Raw genomic sequence first — 17561 nt, 5'->3', positions numbered from 1 at the left:
AGTTTTGGCTTAAACCGCTTAGATCTAGCGTTAGACTGGCAGCAAAGAGCGGACTTTTGCTTTGCCATTCTTTAAAAAGAGTCTCACTGACATCACGCACCGATTTGTTCATAAACACACGGCTGTTCCTGCGTTTATGCCACAGCGATGTTGCATCTTCTAAAGTGAGTTTATACAGCGTGAGTGAACCGTCACTCTGCCCTTGGGTGGCTTCGGTAATAATACCCGTGGTACGGAAGAGTTCGCCCTGATCGGTCACTTGATCAACGGCGACTTGTGCGCCAATAAATTGTTTTAATGGAATAAGGGCATTAGTAGATAGGCAAATCAAAGTCGCTTGCAGGCCTTGGTTTAAGACATGCTCCCCATCAATACGTTGAATAAAAAGCTCATCATTCAACGCAGGGTTGGAAAATTGCACATGAATGGCACGTTTTTGGGCGGATAAGCCTAATTTTTCAAGTATAAGAGCAATCGAATTTAACATTTTAAAAGTCTGTTTTTTAAACTTTGTATAATTATGCTGCGAATGATATAGGCTAGCCATCAGACTTGACCAGCCTATTTTATTAATAAAAATGTAACATCTTAATAATTATTATTTTTTACAATCTCTTAAATTAACCTTTCTGAACCAAATAATGAAATTCTTTATTTCCATTTTCATCAAGACGTTCTTCTTGAAGCAATAGCTCATGACCTAAATGCATACAAAATTTCGGAATATCCCAAGAGGTCGAATTATCTGTTGCAAAAACCTCAACAATATCGCCCGATTTTGATTTACGAATGGCTTGATGCAACATCATCACAGGCTCAGGGCAACGTAAGCCACGGGTGTTTAATTGAATTGATGGGGGCACAGAAGGCTCAGACATTAGAAAACTCAGTATTAAAATCTAAGGCTATTTTAGCATAATCCTGACGACCGAATGTTAGCTTGAAAAATGCAGATGATAACGTCTTAAAATGACTTGATCGCTCATCATCTAGATCAACATTAACAATAGACAACTGTATTTTCTACGGTATGATAAAATCATCATTTATTAGATATTAAGAGTCTTTAGGAAAGATCATGCAAGAGGAATCCGGCCCGTCGTGGGGCATGCGCGGCTTACGTAAATGGCTGGGCACTGCACCAGAAACCCGTGACGAACTGTTGAAATTGGTACAAGATTCACGTCGCTTCTTAGAACCCGATACAGTTGCCATGCTCGAAGGGGTACTCGACTTACCTGCAACTAAAATCCGCGAGGTTATGACCCCCCGTACTGCGATGATCAGCTTACAAGAAGATGATGAGCTATTAGATATTTTGCATGTACTTGTTGAATCTGCACACTCACGTTTCCCAGTCTTTTCCTCAGACCAGCCAGACAATGTTGTCGGTATTTTGTTGGCCAAAGATTTGTTGCCATTTTTGACAGAGCCGACCACCAAAGTCGATATTCGTGCATTAATGCGTCAACCCTTATTTGTACCCGAGAGCGCGCGTTCTGACCAAGTTTTACGTATGTTGAAAAATACCCAAACCCATATCGCTGTAGTGATTGATGAATATGGCACAACTTCAGGTTTAGTGACTTTAGAAGATATTCTTGAAGAAATTGTGGGTGAAATTGAAGATGAACACGACAAAGTTGATGAAGAAGCTCAATTTATCATTCCAGATGAAGACCCGCTGAGCGCAAATACATGGTTGGTTCAAGCACTTACACCAATTGAACACTTTAACAATCTTTTAGATGCTGATTTTTCAGATGATGAAGTAGAAACTGTGGGCGGCTTACTGCTACAAGAAATGGGCTTAGTCAGTGATTTACAAGGTCAAGTGATTGAACTTGAAAACTGGGAGTTTACCATTTTGGAGGCAGATGCACGTACCATTCATCTGATCCGAGCTGTCCGTAAATGAGAACCTACTTTGATAAGCTGCTAAACCATTCACAACAAAAAAAACAGCTACCTTTCATCTATCCTTTGCTGATCGCATTATTTTCAGGTGCCATATTCAGCTTGTCGCTGGCACCTTATCATTATTGGTGGTTGGCGATTTTATCTCCAGCCCTGCTGTATGCCTGCTTAAGTCAGCGTACCCCTAAACAATCGTTTTTCATTGGTCTAGCTTATGGCTTTGGCTTATGGTTTGTCGGGGCTTTTTGGCTGTATACCTCGATCCATGTCTATGGTGATACCAATTCAGCACTCAGTGTTTTGATGATTGCCATTATGGCAATTGTGATGGGGCTGTTTACCGCAGTTCAGAGTTGGCTCTACCGCCGCTTCTTTCCAGAAACACCACTGACCTTTGCGCCACTTTGGGTGTTTTTCGAGTGGAGTAAAACTTGGGTCTTTACTGGTTTTCCATGGTTGTTTGCAGGTTATGCCTTTACTGAACGATTCCTCGATGGCTATGCGCCATTATTCGGGATCTTTGGGGTATCTTTCGCGGTCATTGTATTGGCCTGCGCCTTGGTTGAAATCCTGCGTAAACGCATCTTTTGGATTGTTCCCTCTGCCCTTGTTTTGCTCGGTGCATGGGGTGCAGCGCAACTGCAATTTGTTCAGCCTAAAAATGAAAAACCGCTGAGTGTTTCCTTAATTCAAGGCAATATTCCACAAGATTTAAAATGGTTAACAGAATACCAAGCTCAAACCTTAATGAAATATGCGTCATTAAGTCGGACCGAATGGGGGCGTGATGTCATTGTTTGGCCGGAATCCTCCATTCCAATGTTCCAAACCGATATTGAGCCGTTTTTGGATGCGATGAAAATCCAAGCCAATAAAACAGGTACGGCTTGGGTGACAGGTATTCCCTATTGGGATTTGGCAGAATCACAGCAAAACCAACACCCTATGTATTACAACACCATCATGGCAACTGGTGATGAATCTTCTGGTCTATACAAGAAGCAACGTCTAGTCCCCTTTGGTGAATACATTCCGCTTTCAGGGATGTTAAGTTGGGTACTACCTGCCCTACAAAATGACCCGTCGATGAGTGGCTTTTCACGTGGCGCAAACAACCAAAATCCTTTGAATGTTAAAGGTCATGATTTAGGCGCAGCGATTTGCTATGAAGTGGCTTATCCTAACTTAACGCGCCGTAATGCCAGTCAAAGTGACTACCTAGTGACTATTTCCAATGACGCTTGGTTTACTGGAACAGCGAGCCCACATCAGCACCTACAAATGGTTCAAATGCGTGCCAAAGAAAATGGCCGTTGGTTTATCCGTGCAACCAATACCGGCATTACCGCCTTTATTGATCATAATGGCCACATTGTGAAACAAGCACCGATGGATAAAGATGCGGTACTTCGTGGTGATTTACCTGCCATGCAAGGCGAGACACTTTACACACGCTTAAGTGATTGGCCTGTGTTGATTTTCTCATTCTTGTTATTGGTTCTCGGTTGGATTTATCGCCCGCGTAAAGTTGATATTTCTTTTAAATCACGCCGTTAATTCCGCTACAAAAGATCAAAAAACCGAGCCAAAGCTCGGTTTTTTATTGATAAACTTTCAGGGTGCCAGCTCACCTTAACTTTTTCAAAGTAACTTAGTGCCTAGGGGAATCTCTGCATCAGGCACACAAAGAGCAACATGCCCCTCTGCATTATGAAAACCTGTGACCAAACACTCTGACTGGATCGGCCCAATTTGTTTTTTTGGAAAATTCACGACGGCAACGACCAATTTTCCCAATAGATTTTCCGGCTGATATAGCTGTGTAATTTGCGCACTGGATTTTTTAATGCCCAGTTCCTCTCCAAAATCCACATAAAGAATGTACGCAGGTTTACGTGCTTGCTCAAAGACTTCCGCCTCTACAATTTTCCCCACACGTAATTCAACTTTCAAAAAATCTTGCCAATCGATCTGTTGCATTTTTCCCTCTTTCTTTTCTTTGTTGTACTTCATCTAACTATCTAAGATCTGATATGTAAAGATTATAAAAATTTCATTCAGGCTGACCATATGTGAAACAGACATTCGATGCGTCAAAACGGACAAAGCAAGGTTATGTTAGAGCGCGTACCATGTAGAAGTATGCACTGATGTACGCTACGAACTGTTCATTAACACGAGACATAAAAAAAACTGGAGCAAGCTCCAGTTTTGAAGGTTTAATTTTGGGATTATAACTGCGTAACTAAATAGGAAAGCATGGCAGCTAAAGATACCATTGGAATATATCGATAAAGACGAACAACCAGTTGTTCGATGGCAGATGCATGTTCTTGTTTTAAATTTGCCACAGTCGCTTTTAATGCAGACCAAAAACTTAAAGCCAGTAATGAACTCATTAAGCTCATGGCAAAGAAGCCCACCATAATTTGGCTACTGCCCTCAGTGCTTTGCCATAAATACACAATGCCTTGACTGATCGGCAGAATACTTAAAATCAAAAGAATAGATTTCAGCATAGACCAATGAAATTGGTTAATTTCATCCGTTAATAATAATGCTTTCATGCTATCCTCCATGGCTAAAAAAGTACCATAAAAGATATTATGCGCGGTTTTATTTAAATGAAAAGCCTATATTTATTCATATTTTGCGATTATTGTAATCAATAAAATTGGGAATAATTCTTATTATAAATATCACATATTTTATATTATGTTATTTAAATTAAATTCAACAACTTAACATTAATTTTATAATTAAGATTTATTATCACTTCACTCAATATTGAAACATCCTATTAAGTGAAGTGATTAAATCCATTAAAACTGAATTTATAATTATTCTCAGTTAGTGTTTATAGTAAATATCGGCATCATTTTCTTCACCGCCAGACTGACCATCCGCACCAAATGAATAAAGATCATAAGGACGGCCTTCAGAACCGGGAATCACATATTGAATGTCATTGTCCCAACTGTCTTTTGGATAGCCACCTTTGATGTAGCCACCTGGCAACCAGTTTTTAGCAGACTCAGGTTTAGTGACCAAAGCATTTAATCCGCCGTCTTGCATTGAAGGGAATTTACCATTGTCCATTTTGTATTGATCTAATGAGCCAGCGACACTTTTTAAAGTAATGGCCGTAGTATCGACTTTAGCTTTTTCACCACGGCCCATCACGTTCGGTACAATCAGCGCTGCCAAAACACCTAAAATGACAATGACCACCATCACTTCAATTAAAGTAAAACCTTGTTGCTTCATATTTTTTGTCTTCACTTGCATGTTACAAATCTCTGTTCACATCATTGTTCGAATGTCTTAAATCATATTATTCATATTCACGATTGGCAGCATCACAGCAATCACGATCACCAGTACAATGCTCGCCATAAATACCAACATCAGCGGTTCAAGCAACGCCAATAAAGTTGAAATTAAGGTCGTCACTTCTCGGTCTTGCATCGTCGACGCACGTTCTAGCATCCGGTCTAATTCGCCTGAACTTTCACCACTTTTGATCATTTGTACCATCATCGGTGGGAAATAACCACTTCGCTCAAGCTGTGTTGCTAAATTACCACCTTCTGTTACTTTCTCTGCCGCAAGGTTGACCGAATCTCGAATCACCCAATTATTACTGACCGCTGCACCAATTTTTAAAGCATCGACCAAAGGCACACCAGACTTGGTTAAAATCGACAAGGTACTGGCAAAACGAGCGGCATTAATGCCTTTAGACAGTTTGGAAAATAACGGTAATTTCAAGGTCAATCGATCAAAGGCATAATGTCCCGCCGCTGTTCTGAGGAATCGAACCAAGAGAAAAATCGAGACTACGCTACTGACCAATAAAAATGGCCAAGCCATTCGGATAAAATCACTGGCTTTCATTAAAGCGACTGTTATCCACGGCAAGGCATCTTTGCTTTGGTCAAAGGTTTTGACAATATCTGGGACCACATAGGTCATGAGTCCCATCACAATACCGAAAGACATTAACATCAGGATGATGGGATAAATCATCGCACCCTGCACTTTTTTTTGCATGGCAAAGCGGTTTTCGGTGTAATCGGCAAGTTGGTCGAGAATGAGATCGAGATGACCTGAACGCTCACCTGCTGCAATCGTGGCAATATACAGTTCAGGAAAGCGTCCCGCTTGTTGTAGTGCGTTGGCTAAAGAATGCCCTTCCAAAACTTTAGAACGCACCGACATCAACAGGTTTTGCACATGGGCTTTTTCGTTTTGTTTTCCCACAGCACGAATCGCTTCTTCTAATGGAATTGCAGCGGCAACCAAAACTGAAAGTTGGCGAGTCAATAAAGCCAAGTCATAGGCATTCAGCCCTTTTTGAAACCAACGCTGCTGCGCGTGTTTGTCTTTTTGCTCTATCGGATCGACAGCAACTGGAATAAGTGACTGATCTCTGAGCTGTTGACGAATTTGACGCGCAGAATCACCCTCAAGTACACCCTTCTGCTGCTTCCCTGAAGCGTCTATGGCAGTAAACTGATATGCAGGCATTGTAATGCTCTAATTTTCCAAAATTTCTATCAGCGCAGTTGCGTCTGACCATCAAAATCATTCATATTCTTAGATATAAAATATGAGCTCACTCTAACACAACTCCTTTACGATCACGACGAAATTTAATCAGGAACTTATCCACGTTTTATGGCAAATTTAGCGAGCATTGCAACACCTATTTACCGCGTTCGAGTCGCCGTTCCGGTATATTTATACGACTGCTTCGATTACAGCTTAAGCCAAGAGCAATACCAACAAGCTGAAGTAGGTGCACGCGTTGCTGTATCTTTTGGTCGGCAAAATTTGACCGGTATCATCGTGGAAAAAATTGCTCCCGATGCACCACTAGATTCAAGCTTTAAACTCAAGGCCATTACCGAACTTCTTGATGATCGTGCCATTTTAGATGAGAAAGTTTTAAATTTATTGACATGGTCTGCACAGTATTACCAATTTCCGATTGGTGAAGTGATGCAAAATGCCCTTCCGACGCTGTTACGCCAAGGAAAGCCCTATAATTTATTGGCACGGACATGGAATCTGATTGACCATAATGCTGAAGCCAAAATTAAACGTTCAGAGCGTCAACAAGAAGCGTATAAAATACTAAAATTACATCCCACAGGCACAGGTGAAAATCTTTTAAATTTGTCAGGTGTGGAAACAGCAACACTCAAAGCCTTAGAGAAAAAAGGCATCTGCGAATGTGTGTTAGCAGAACAAGACTTTAGCCCGATGCCGATGAGCATGGCGCAAATGCCACTTACAGCAAACCCTGACCAAAAAAAAGCGATCGATAGCGTATTAAAAGTCCGTAAAAAATATCAGGCCTTCCTGCTCGATGGCTTAACTGGCAGTGGTAAAACTGAAGTCTATTTACAAATCATGCAAGAGGTTCTCAAGCAAGGCAAACAGGTCTTGGTTTTAGTTCCTGAGATTGGACTTACCCCACAGACCATCAGCCGCTTCCAATCACGTTTTCATTGCAATATTGCCCTATTACATTCGGGGTTAAACGATTCAAAACGTATGCAAGCTTGGCAAGCTGCGCAAACGGGCAAGGCTTCAATTATCTTAGGCACACGTTCTGCGATTTATACGCCACTGCCTAATCTAGGTTTAATTGTGATTGATGAAGAGCATGATCTGTCATTCAAACAACAAGAAGGCTTTCGCTATCACGCTCGGGATGTCGCACTTTACCGTGGGCATTTGGAACAATGCCCTGTCATTCTTGGTTCTGCCACGCCTAGCATTGAATGCTATGCCCTTGCCAAACAAGGCAAGATGACAATTTTGGAACTAAACCAACGCGCAGGCACCGCGGTAATGCCGAAAATGCACATCCTTGATCTTAAAGTGGCACAGAAGCAGCATGGAATCAGCCAACTTTTGATTGGTGAAATCCGTAAACGGCTTGAAAAAAAAGAGCAAGTATTGGTGTTTTTAAACCGCCGCGGTTATGCACCTGTACTGATTTGTGAAAGTTGTGCATGGCAAGCCAAATGTCCACACTGTGATGCCAATTTCACTGTACACCGCACACCTTATCAACATTTACATTGTCATCACTGCGGCACCATTCACCGTATGCCAGATCACTGTCCACAATGTAATCATCAGGAGCTCAAATCTATTGGGATGGGCACAGCCAAAGTTGAAGAAAGTTTAAATGAGTTGTTTCCTGAACATGACATCATTCGAGTGGATCGTGACTCAACCAGCCGCGTTGGTAGTTGGCAAAAGATTTATGACAAGATTCAAAAAAGTGAGCCTGCTATTTTACTTGGTACACAAATGCTGGCCAAAGGTCATCATTTCCCTTACGTCACCTTGGTGGCGATTTTAGATATCGATTCAGGTCTGCTGAGTGTGGACTTCCGTGCCATCGAACGTACCGCTCAACTCATTGTGCAAGTCACAGGGCGTGCCGGCCGTGGCGAACGTAAAGGCGACGTATTCCTACAAACATTAAGACCCGACCATCCGCTTTTGAATATTTTGGTCAATGAGAACTATCGAAAATTTGCCAAAGAAACCATGAAAGAACGGGAAATGGCACAAATGCCACCGTTTCGCTATGCCGCATTGGTACGCTGTGAGTCAAAAAACCAAGAAATCAATACTGAATTTTTACAGCAACATGCCCAATTGCTGCGTCAGGACTCTGCTGGAATTATTGATATTTGGGGGCCGATTCCTGCCCCGATGGAGCGCAAAGCAGGGCGTTACCAATCCCACATGGTTTTACTGTCTACAGATCGTGCGCGCTTACATTATTATCTGCGTTATTGGTGGCAAAACATCTTGCATAACAAGCCATCAAATATGAAATTGAGCCTCGATATAGACCCACAGGAACTCAGTTAAACGCGTACAATTCAGTCTGAAAATATCAGTCATACTGAATTGCAACTTTCGACCAAAAACACAACTCTAGGACGAGTAAATGTCACTACTGTTACAGATCACAATTTTCCTTGGCGCATCCTTATTGCTTGTCCCTTTGCTCAAGCGCTTTGGTATTGCAACGGTATTGGGATATCTGTTCACTGGTATTTTGCTCGGCCCCGATGTCTTTAACATTGCCAGTGATCCCCAAGCGATCCAAGATCTCGCTGAGTTTGGCGTGATCTTACTGATGTTCCTGATCGGCCTCGAACTCCGTCCACAGCGTCTATGGAGTATGCGTAGTTCTATTTTCGGCATGGGGAGTTTACAAGTCGGTCAGACCGGTCTTGTTTTAGCGCTAGGCAGTTTTTTTGCCTTACAACAAGGCATTGCAGCCAGTATCGTTATCGGTTTCGCTCTCGCTCTTTCTTCTACTGCCTTTGTCTTGCAGATGCTGAGTGAGAAGCAGCAATTAAACACCACCTATGGGCAACAATCCTTTTCGATTTTGCTGTTTCAAGATATGGCCGCGATTCCCCTGATTGCAGTCATTCCCCTGCTCGCAGGAACAGAATCATCACATCACGGAATCGCCTATTTCGCTGCCATCATTGCGACTTTTTCAGGCTTATTTTTATTTAGTCGATACTTAATGCGGCCTTTTTTCCGCTTCGTCGCGAAAAGTGGTGCGCATGAACTGATCACCGCTGTCGGTTTATTTATAGTGCTGGGTGTCGTGGTGTTGATGGATGTACTTGGCATCAGTACCACACTCGGAGCATTTTTGACTGGCGTGCTATTGGCAGACTCGGAATTCCGCCATGAACTCGAAGCGAGTATTGCTCCGTTTAAAGGGCTTTTACTTGGTCTGTTCTTTATGACCGTGGGCATGACCACGGAACTGTCTTTGTTTGTTGAAATGCCATGGTTCATTATCGGTGGTGCGTTGGCACTGATGCTCATCAAAATGGCGTCAGTTACCGCAATTGCACGTTATCTCAAAAATTCATGGCGCAACAGTATTTTACTGGCGACCTGTTTGGCTCAAGGCGGTGAATTTGCCTTTGTGGTCTTTAGTGTGGCGAAAAGTGAAAATGTCGTACAACAAGCCATTTTGGAGCCATTAACCCTCATCGTCACCTTGTCGATGGTGTTGACCCCTATGTTGTATTGGTTAATACAATCACAAATTTTGCCACGTTTTAATCCAAAAACCATCCCAGAGTATGACGACATTCCGGATGAACATAATCCTGTGATTATTGCGGGCTTTGGACGTTTTGGACAAATCATTGCTCGTGTGGCGCATTTACAGCATTTGTCTTTTACCGCCATTGATAGCAACTTAGACAAAGTCGATTTCGTACGTAATTATGGTGGTCATCTGTATTATGGCGATGCCACACAACCAGATATTTTACGCGCTGCGGGCATTGAACATGCCAAAGTGTTTGTCCTTGCCATAGATGATATTGAAGACTCGATGAACGTGGCGCGTCATATTCGTCTGAATTACCCTCAGTTAAAATTATTGGTCCGCGCGCGTGACCGTCATCAGGTGCATTTGCTGCGTGATTTGGGGATTGAGCATATTTGGCGTGAAACCTATTTATCCTCTTTAGGGATGGCCTATCACATGCTGTGTGACTTAGGTATCAGCGATGAAGATGCCTATAAAAGTATCGAATTGTTCCGTGATTATGATGAGAAACTGCTGACTCAACAGCAGCAAATCTATACCGATGAACAAAAGATTTATGAAACGCATCGTAACGCTTTAGCTGAACTGGAACATTTGTTTGAAAGCGATGCGCAAGCCCGTGAAAAACCTACAGGTGTTGATTTACAACGCAGCTTACAACGTCATCGTATTGATGTCACAAGAGATGATAATGAATGACTTGTGTTTTACAATATCGTCACCATTAAAGCAGGGTTATGGAGAATTTTATGTCAGATTTACGCCAACGCTTTTTTATTGAAGATAGCCCTGTTCGTGGAGAAGTGGTTCATCTTGAAGAAGCCCTACAAACGATTCTTGCACAGCGTGACTATGCACCTGCTGTACAAATTCTCTTGGGTGAAATGCTCAGCGCGACTGCCTTGTTGGCCAGTACCTTAAAAATTAAAGGTCGTATTAGCTTACAAATTCAGGCTGCAGGCACATTTAAATGGGCAATGGCGGAATGTAATCATCTCGGTGAAGTTCGCGCACTTGCAGATTATGAAGAAGACCCCCACTTTCAAGCCGCAGAAGACAGCAGCACGGTACTCAAAGCCTTGGTAAACCCAGTACTTTTCATTAATATCGAGCCTGAATTTGGTGAGCGTTATCAAGGGATTGTACCTTTAGACAAACCGACATTAGCGGGTTGCTTGATGCAATATTATGATCTATCTGCACAGATCCCAACACGTATCGTCTTAGCAAGCAGCAACAGCCGTTCAGGTGGTTTACTGATTCAATTATTACCACGTAACAACGAAGAAGAACAACGCCGTGTCGATGAAGACCTATGGCCACGTTTAACCATGCTCACTGAGACATTAAAAGCAGAAGAGTTAACGTCTTTATCCGCAAATGAAATCTTATATCGTTTATATAACGAAGAAGAAGTTCGTCTTCCTGAAACTGAGGCCTTAAAATTTGGCTGTACATGTTCAAAAGAACGCTGTGCGACAGCACTTGAACAAATCGGTGTTGCTGCAGTTCGTGAAACCCTAGAGTTTCAAAACCCAATTGAAATGGATTGCCAATTCTGTAATACAAAATATACCTTTACTGCAGAAGAAGCTTTATCCCTTTTTGGTCAACACCTCAGCTAAATCATCGTGATGATTGAAAGCCTAAATCTAAGCATCCTTCGGGGTGCTTTTTTATTATTCCGATTAAATTTAGAACAGCTACTTTCATCCGCTTAGTCGAATAGTTTAAAACTTTAGAACCTCAACATGATCAGCTGTATTTGCGATCAATTTTTTTTCGAGTAGAATCGCGCCAGAAATAAAGTCAAAAAAACCAACAAAGCTTTATTTTTTAATAGAAAAATAATGTAAAAAAACTGGATAAAATATGAAACTCAAAACACTCGCTATTGCTTTAGCCATGTTCTGCTTTGGCCCAATGACAGCACATGCAGCAGACCTCGTCGGGACCTGGAAAACCATAGATGACAAAACAGGCTATGCCCGTGCTGAAGTCCAAATCACCAAATTAAAAGACGGCAGCTATAGCGGTAAAATCACCAAAGTACATGCCATCCCTAACCGCCCTGTCACCACGATTTGTGAAAAATGCGAAGGTAAACTCAAAAATGCACCCTTAATTGGTTTACCGATATTCTCTGGCTTCAAACATAATGCAAAAGAGAATACCTATACCGATGGCAAGGTGATCGACCCACTTTCAGGCAATACCTATCAAGGTAAAGGGCAATTGAATGCGCGCGGCAATGTGCTGACACTTCGAGGTTATGTTGGAACCACGCTCCTCGGCCGGACGGTATCTTGGATCCGCGTCAACTAAAGCGGCCTTTTGGCTTTCATTGGCATGATGAACTCAACTCCAGACGAGTTCATCATGCCAATAACAATCTACTTTGAGATGAATTCCGACTATTTTACTAGTGCGTAGACGTTCAGCATAAACCTCATTTAGCGCCAACACGTTCATGTTTTGGCTCAAAATATAAATACCAATCCTTAAAAAATCACTAGAATATTCATATTATTTCAGGCTACATTAAACCCATAATATTTTTATGCCTTTAAGTTTTAGGCATCCGCTTTTTGTGTAATGTGGGTAATTGTATGGCTGTTAAATTCCTCCCTTCTATCCTGTTCGGCATGTTCTCCATCTGCAGTTTCTCCTCTGCTTTTGCAGCGATTGACCCCTTAGTGGGGACATGGAAAACCATTGATGATAGAACAGGTTATTCACTTGCCGATGTGGTGATTCGCAAAGATAAGCATGACGTGTATTCAGCCACCATTATCCAAAGCCGAAGCGTACCGGGAACGGCAAATGTTTCGACATGCACGCAATGCACCGGTGCTCAGAAAAATAAACCCATGGTCGGTTTAACCACTTTAAGCGGCCTAAGCGCTGATCCAGAAAAGCCCAATGAATTTGTGGGTGGAGTGATGCTCGATCCCAAATCAGGCAAGCACTACAATGCACGCGCTCGTTTGATGAATAATGGTAAGCATTTGATCATCAATGGTCGTACTGAAGGCTCTGCAATTGGACGCAATGTCACTTGGGTCAAAAATTAAGCACGAGGCCTTTAAATCATTAAAGGCCTTTTTTAACTTAAAAATTAGAGTAAAAACTCCATATTAAAGCAGCGTTTTAAAAAAATATGCCAAATACATCACAAACTATCACATTGATTTTGTAGGACTTTATATATAAATTAGGCAACTTACTCTAAAAACACAATTCTGAATTTTCAGGGGATGAAATGAAAAAAATATATCAACAATTATTTGCCGGAATACTACTTAGCACTTTGTCAGGATTGTCAATCGCTGCGGAAACCGATCCGCTAGTGGGGAAGTGGAAAACCGTCGATGACCGTACAGGATATTCGCGTGCAGACGTTGAAATTCGCAAAAAGGCCGATGGAAGCTATGAAGGCATCATTGTCACCACACGCAATGTCCCTGGCACTGAAAAAATGGGCGTCTGCTCGAACTGCCCAGGTGAATTGAAAAATAAACCTTTTATCGGCTTGCCATTTATTTGGGACTTTAAACAAGATCCAAAAAATCCACGTGAATTCCAAAACGGTAAAGTTCTGGACCCGATTGGTGGAAAAATCTATAAAGGCAAAGCAAGACTTAGTGCTTCAGGAAAACATTTAACTATACGTGGGTATGTTGGTGTATCTGTGATTGGTCGTAGTGTCACTTGGATAAAATATTAATTTTAAATGTGTTTTTAAAAGCCTCCTCGTGAGGCTTTTTTATTGTCATGTTTTGAAACAATAAGATGCTGTTTGCCCCTATGACAGTTTGATGAACCCTTCTATATTGATTAAAACATGATCAATATTTATAAAGAGAGTATGCCAGACAATCACTATCAAACTTTAGGGATCGCCCGAGATGCTTCGGCTGATCAAATAAAAAAAGCCTATAGAAAATTGGCGCGTAAATATCACCCTGACGTCAGTAAAGAGGCTGATGCTGAAACGCGTATGCAAGCGATTAATGTTGCATACGACACTTTAAGTGATGCCGAAAAGAAAAAACAATACGATTTTGAACTCGATCATCCTCAAGGATTTGCTGGGTTTAATGCTGGTAACCAAGGTGGTTTTGACCAATCTCAGTTTTATCGCCAATCGACGAGTGATGGTCAGCATGCGGACTTTAGTGGATTTGAAGACTTGTTTGGTCGTTTTGGGCAAGGCTTTGGTGGCGGTGACTATCAGTATCAACATGCAAACCGCCAAACCAAGAGCTTCCGTGGTGAAGACCAACACGCCAGTTTAGAAGTGGATTTAGAAATCGCATTTCATGGTGCAACGCAGAATATCACCTTACAGATTCCAAGCCTCAACGCCCATGGTGAGCCTGAAGTCCAACGTAAAACCCTGCAAGTCAAAATTCCTGCAGGTATGAAATCAGGTCAACAAATTCGACTCTCCGGCCAAGGGCAAGCTGGCTATAACGGTGGAGCCGCCGGCGATTTATACATTGAAATTTTGTATAAACAAACTGAGCAAACCCGTGTAGAAGGCGTTGATATTTTCCAACAACTGAATATCAGTCCATGGGAAGCCGCATTGGGTCAAAAAATTGCATTTACCAGTCCTGATGGCAAAACATTAGAACTACAAATTCCTAAAAATGCACGTACTGGTCAGCAGCTACGATTAAAGGACAAAGGGATACCAAATAAAACACCCGGACACCTTTACCTGATTTTAAATATACAGATACCAGCTGCACAAACCGAACAAGAGCAACAAGCATATGCGGCTTTTGCTCAAGCTTTTCCGTCATTTAATCCACGACAGTCTTAAGGAGAGCACCATGACAACAATTCATTATCGTGAAATTGTCTGTGACGGATGTAAACAGACTGAAATCGTAGACGAAAAAAGTAGTTTTGATCTACAACACTTTGCCTCTGCCTGTGGGCAAAGTCCAGAATGGGTTCTGCAACTACTCGAATACGATATTCTGCCTAGCCGTTCAGAAGACAGGATTCATCAATTTTTTGGCGATGATATATCTCGCGCACGGCGTGCGTATCGGCTTCAACGAGATTTCGATGCCAGTTTTACTGCGGTCGCTATGATGCTTGATTTAATTGACGAAGTTCAACAACTACGTCGCCAAGTCAAACACCAACAGTTTCATTCACATTAAATGTAATCATGAACGCTCTGCCTCGCAGGGCGTTTTTCTTTTCTTGTAGAGTTTGTCTTGTAGAGTTTGTCTTGTAGAGTTTGTCTTGTAGAGGAAGTGATCGACAACCATGAAAACACGAGATTGCAATAAAAAAGTCAAAAACATGTTTCCTGAGTACCGTGATTTGGTCTCTCAGTTACGTGATGAAAATCCATATTTTGCACGGATCTTTGAAGAACATGATGAGTTAGATCGTGAAATTATTCAATTGGAATTAAATCCTGTCAATCATCATAACACGGATATTGAGACCATTAAGCGTAAGAAATTAAAGCTAAAAGATGAAATTTATCGCTTGCTGAAAAGTAACGAAAATGATGATATCTCTTGAGATATCGATTCATGTATAGGGGATTTTCATGATGCATGTCGTTCGCAGTACAACCCACGAGGCTAAGCAATTGAATTGCTAAGACCATAAGGATCAGTCAAATCGCGTTGTACTGCAGATTTTTAAAAAAAAATTTAAAAACAATAAAATCATGACAAAGGATTCATCATGCAAATACATCATGTGCTATTTGGAGCATTACTCAGTTTCAGCGGTCTGTTGCATGCCAGTGATATGACCGATGTTTGGAAAACAATTGATGACTAAGCAGGATATTCACGCGGCGATGTCACCATCGTCAAAAATGCTGATGGGACGTATAGCGGAACACTCACTGCAATACACCCGCTGCAGTACAAACCCTTGGTCGAAGTATGCTTAAAATGTAATGGCAAACTCAAAAATGGGTTTTGATAGGTTCCGAAATTATCAAAGAATTTAAACCAGACCCACAATATCCAAATCAATATAGCAATGGAAACGTGCTGGATCCCCTCTCGGGCAATATCTATAAAGGCAAAGGCAAGCTGAGTGCAAATGGCAAACGTTTAACCATGCGCGGCTATATTGGCGTGTCTGCACTCGGACGTAGTACCACATGGATTCGTAATGATTAGCAACTAAACCCGCCCATCAGAGAAACTGACGCGAACTATTTGAGTTTCGTCAGCTTCTCAATTTCTTTCATGGTTTTAACCGTACCTTTGACTGTGCCCTTCACCGTCTGTTTGATTGGTTCATAATCCATAAACCAAAACAGATTCATGTGTTGATCGCCGTGCTGCTGTGCCAACATATCAATCACACTTTTTTCACCGCGCCCGACCAAATGCCGTCGATAAAAATAATACAGTAGTAAAATCGTGGTCATCAGCATGATGCCGAGCATGATCCAAAAACCGGTTGGCGATTTGAGTCCCGGAATAAACTCAAAGTTCATACCGTATATACCGGTTAATAAGGTTAATGGTGCGAAAATTGCCGTAATAATCGCCAGAATACGCATATTTTCATTGGTTTGGTTAGCAACGGCTGAAAAATGCAGATCAATGGCGGCCTGCACAGCACTGCGTAATCGTGTGGTGTGTTTTTGAATGCGTTCGATATGACTGCTTAAATCATCTACGCGAACCAGCATGATATCCTGCTTTTCACTGCGCTTTTTGCCTTTCAAATGTGGGTAATTATCTACAACTTCATCACGCAGTTCTTGTAAAGCTTCAATTTGCTCTTCACACAAATTTTCCACTTGCTGAAAGGCCATATTTTCCTGCAACAACTGATGCCACTTGGTAAAACGTCGATGGCCTTGCAGCAATTCTTGCTGCCAGAACTCGACACGGCGGGTCAATGGAACACGTAAATCGAGGTATCCATCCACCATATTATTCAGTAAACGCAATGCCAAATCTAAGGGTGTAAGGGCTAATTTTCGTGGTTTATTTTGTTCATCAATCGGCCGAGAAATTAAGGTTTCAATTCGTTGGATATAACTTTCAATGGCTTTGTTGCCTTTTTCGCGCACCGTGATCAGCACTTGGGGCGTGAGCAAAAAACTGATCGGGGTGGTCGCCAAACCAAAGACCCGCTCATGCTTTTCAAGCGCATCGGCGCCGGCAGCAATTTGGTCATCGGGTGTAACCATTTTTCTAAAAATTAATAAATCGTAATCATCAAGTGTGTCAAAAGCACACGGATGCTCTAAATTTAAAATATCCCGCAGATGGTATTCATTGACCCGCAAGTCTGATGCCTGAAAAATATCACTCTGCCACTGCTCTGGACGGTTGACGACATCTTCACGGGTACAATCAATCCAAATAAACTCAGGCTCAAGTTCAGGATGATGCTCACATTGCGCTTGGTCTTGCACATAGATATGCGCGGCTGTTGGATGCTGAAAAAAATAATAGGTTTGCATATCTCATTTATTATTGTGTTTACTTTTTGCATGATGCCATAAAAA

19 protein-coding genes are annotated in these 17561 nt (G+C 41.8%); 12 read left to right on the top strand and 7 right to left on the bottom strand.

Translation table 11 applies throughout. The features are described 5' to 3' along the window. Positions 1-487 (bottom strand): phage late control D family protein (locus tag FTV50_RS13980; RefSeq protein ID WP_180024763.1); only part of this gene is annotated, 487 nt, incomplete at its 3' end. Between the two features lie 133 nt (positions 488-620). Continuing rightward, complete coding sequence (gene tusA / locus FTV50_RS13975; protein WP_078189780.1) at positions 621-878, bottom strand: sulfurtransferase TusA; 258 nt, start codon at positions 876-878, stop codon at positions 621-623. A 200-nt stretch (positions 879-1078) separates the two neighbouring features. Here tusA and FTV50_RS13970 point away from each other — a divergent pair, with 200 nt between their 5' ends. Continuing rightward, entirely contained in the window at positions 1079-1918 is an 840-nt protein-coding gene (locus tag FTV50_RS13970; RefSeq protein ID WP_078189781.1) for an HlyC/CorC family transporter, read from the top strand. Continuing rightward, on the top strand, positions 1915-3474 hold the full coding sequence (gene lnt / locus FTV50_RS13965; protein WP_180024762.1) for an apolipoprotein N-acyltransferase: 1560 nt from the start codon (positions 1915-1917) through the stop codon (positions 3472-3474). The genes FTV50_RS13970 and lnt overlap by 4 nt, the downstream gene beginning before the upstream one ends. An 84-nt stretch (positions 3475-3558) precedes the next feature. Here lnt and FTV50_RS13960 read toward each other — a convergent pair whose 3' ends face one another. From FTV50_RS13960 to gspF, 4 genes are all read right to left on the bottom strand, one after another. Further along, positions 3559-3897: a tRNA-binding protein gene (locus FTV50_RS13960; protein WP_180024761.1), complete on the bottom strand. Its 339-nt coding sequence runs from the start codon at positions 3895-3897 to the stop codon at positions 3559-3561. Between the two features lie 251 nt (positions 3898-4148). Beyond that, positions 4149-4484 (bottom strand): hypothetical protein, encoded by a 336-nt coding sequence (locus tag FTV50_RS13955; protein WP_180024760.1) that lies wholly within the window; start codon positions 4482-4484, stop codon positions 4149-4151. 283 nt (positions 4485-4767) lie between these two features. Continuing rightward, the gene (gene gspG / locus FTV50_RS13950; RefSeq protein ID WP_373683025.1) at positions 4768-5184 is read right to left on the bottom strand and encodes a type II secretion system major pseudopilin GspG; all 417 of its coding nucleotides are present in this window, start codon (positions 5182-5184) and stop codon (positions 4768-4770) included. Between the two features lie 57 nt (positions 5185-5241). After that, positions 5242-6447 (bottom strand): type II secretion system inner membrane protein GspF, encoded by a 1206-nt coding sequence (gene gspF, locus FTV50_RS13945; RefSeq protein WP_180024759.1) that lies wholly within the window; start codon positions 6445-6447, stop codon positions 5242-5244. 150 nt (positions 6448-6597) lie between these two features. Here gspF and FTV50_RS13940 point away from each other — a divergent pair, with 150 nt between their 5' ends. The 10 genes from FTV50_RS13940 (at position 6598) to FTV50_RS16760 (ending at position 16212) form a co-directional block, all read left to right on the top strand. After that, positions 6598-8820, top strand: coding sequence for a primosomal protein N' (locus tag FTV50_RS13940; protein ID WP_180024758.1), 2223 nt, complete (start codon positions 6598-6600; stop codon positions 8818-8820). Positions 8821-8899: 79 nt separating this feature from the next. Next, the gene (locus FTV50_RS13935) at positions 8900-10741 is read left to right on the top strand and encodes a monovalent cation:proton antiporter-2 (CPA2) family protein (protein WP_180024757.1); all 1842 of its coding nucleotides are present in this window, start codon (positions 8900-8902) and stop codon (positions 10739-10741) included. A 50-nt stretch (positions 10742-10791) separates the two neighbouring features. Then, positions 10792-11667: an Hsp33 family molecular chaperone HslO gene (gene hslO, locus FTV50_RS13930; protein WP_111885623.1), complete on the top strand. Its 876-nt coding sequence runs from the start codon at positions 10792-10794 to the stop codon at positions 11665-11667. 247 nt (positions 11668-11914) lie between these two features. After that, positions 11915-12367, top strand: coding sequence for a DUF2147 domain-containing protein (locus tag FTV50_RS13925; protein ID WP_373683693.1), 453 nt, complete (start codon positions 11915-11917; stop codon positions 12365-12367). Between the two features lie 284 nt (positions 12368-12651). Further along, positions 12652-13116, top strand: coding sequence for a DUF2147 domain-containing protein (locus FTV50_RS13920; protein ID WP_180024756.1), 465 nt, complete (start codon positions 12652-12654; stop codon positions 13114-13116). 188 nt (positions 13117-13304) lie between these two features. Next, a complete protein-coding gene (locus tag FTV50_RS13915) occupies positions 13305-13769 on the top strand; it encodes a DUF2147 domain-containing protein (RefSeq protein WP_078192815.1) in 465 nt (154 codons plus the stop codon). A 141-nt stretch (positions 13770-13910) separates the two neighbouring features. Then, the gene (locus FTV50_RS13910) at positions 13911-14873 is read left to right on the top strand and encodes a DnaJ C-terminal domain-containing protein (protein WP_180024767.1); all 963 of its coding nucleotides are present in this window, start codon (positions 13911-13913) and stop codon (positions 14871-14873) included. Between the two features lie 10 nt (positions 14874-14883). Next, positions 14884-15222 (top strand): chaperone modulator CbpM, encoded by a 339-nt coding sequence (locus FTV50_RS13905; RefSeq protein ID WP_111885626.1) that lies wholly within the window; start codon positions 14884-14886, stop codon positions 15220-15222. A gap of 109 nt (positions 15223-15331) precedes the next feature. After that, positions 15332-15595, top strand: coding sequence for a YdcH family protein (locus FTV50_RS13900; protein WP_078192816.1), 264 nt, complete (start codon positions 15332-15334; stop codon positions 15593-15595). A 410-nt stretch (positions 15596-16005) separates the two neighbouring features. After that, positions 16006-16212, top strand: coding sequence for a DUF2147 domain-containing protein (locus FTV50_RS16760; protein ID WP_249748506.1), 207 nt, complete (start codon positions 16006-16008; stop codon positions 16210-16212). A gap of 35 nt (positions 16213-16247) precedes the next feature. Here FTV50_RS16760 and FTV50_RS13890 read toward each other — a convergent pair whose 3' ends face one another. Beyond that, positions 16248-17516, bottom strand: coding sequence for a magnesium transporter CorA family protein (locus FTV50_RS13890; protein WP_180007078.1), 1269 nt, complete (start codon positions 17514-17516; stop codon positions 16248-16250). Positions 17517-17561 lie beyond the last annotated feature (45 nt).

Source organism: Acinetobacter sp. YH1901134, assembly GCF_013416965.1.
Taxonomy (GTDB): Bacteria; Pseudomonadota; Gammaproteobacteria; order Pseudomonadales; family Moraxellaceae; genus Acinetobacter; species Acinetobacter amyesii.
The sequence above is the reverse complement of the archived record's forward strand: the minus strand, read 5'-3'. Positions and strand labels throughout refer to the sequence as shown.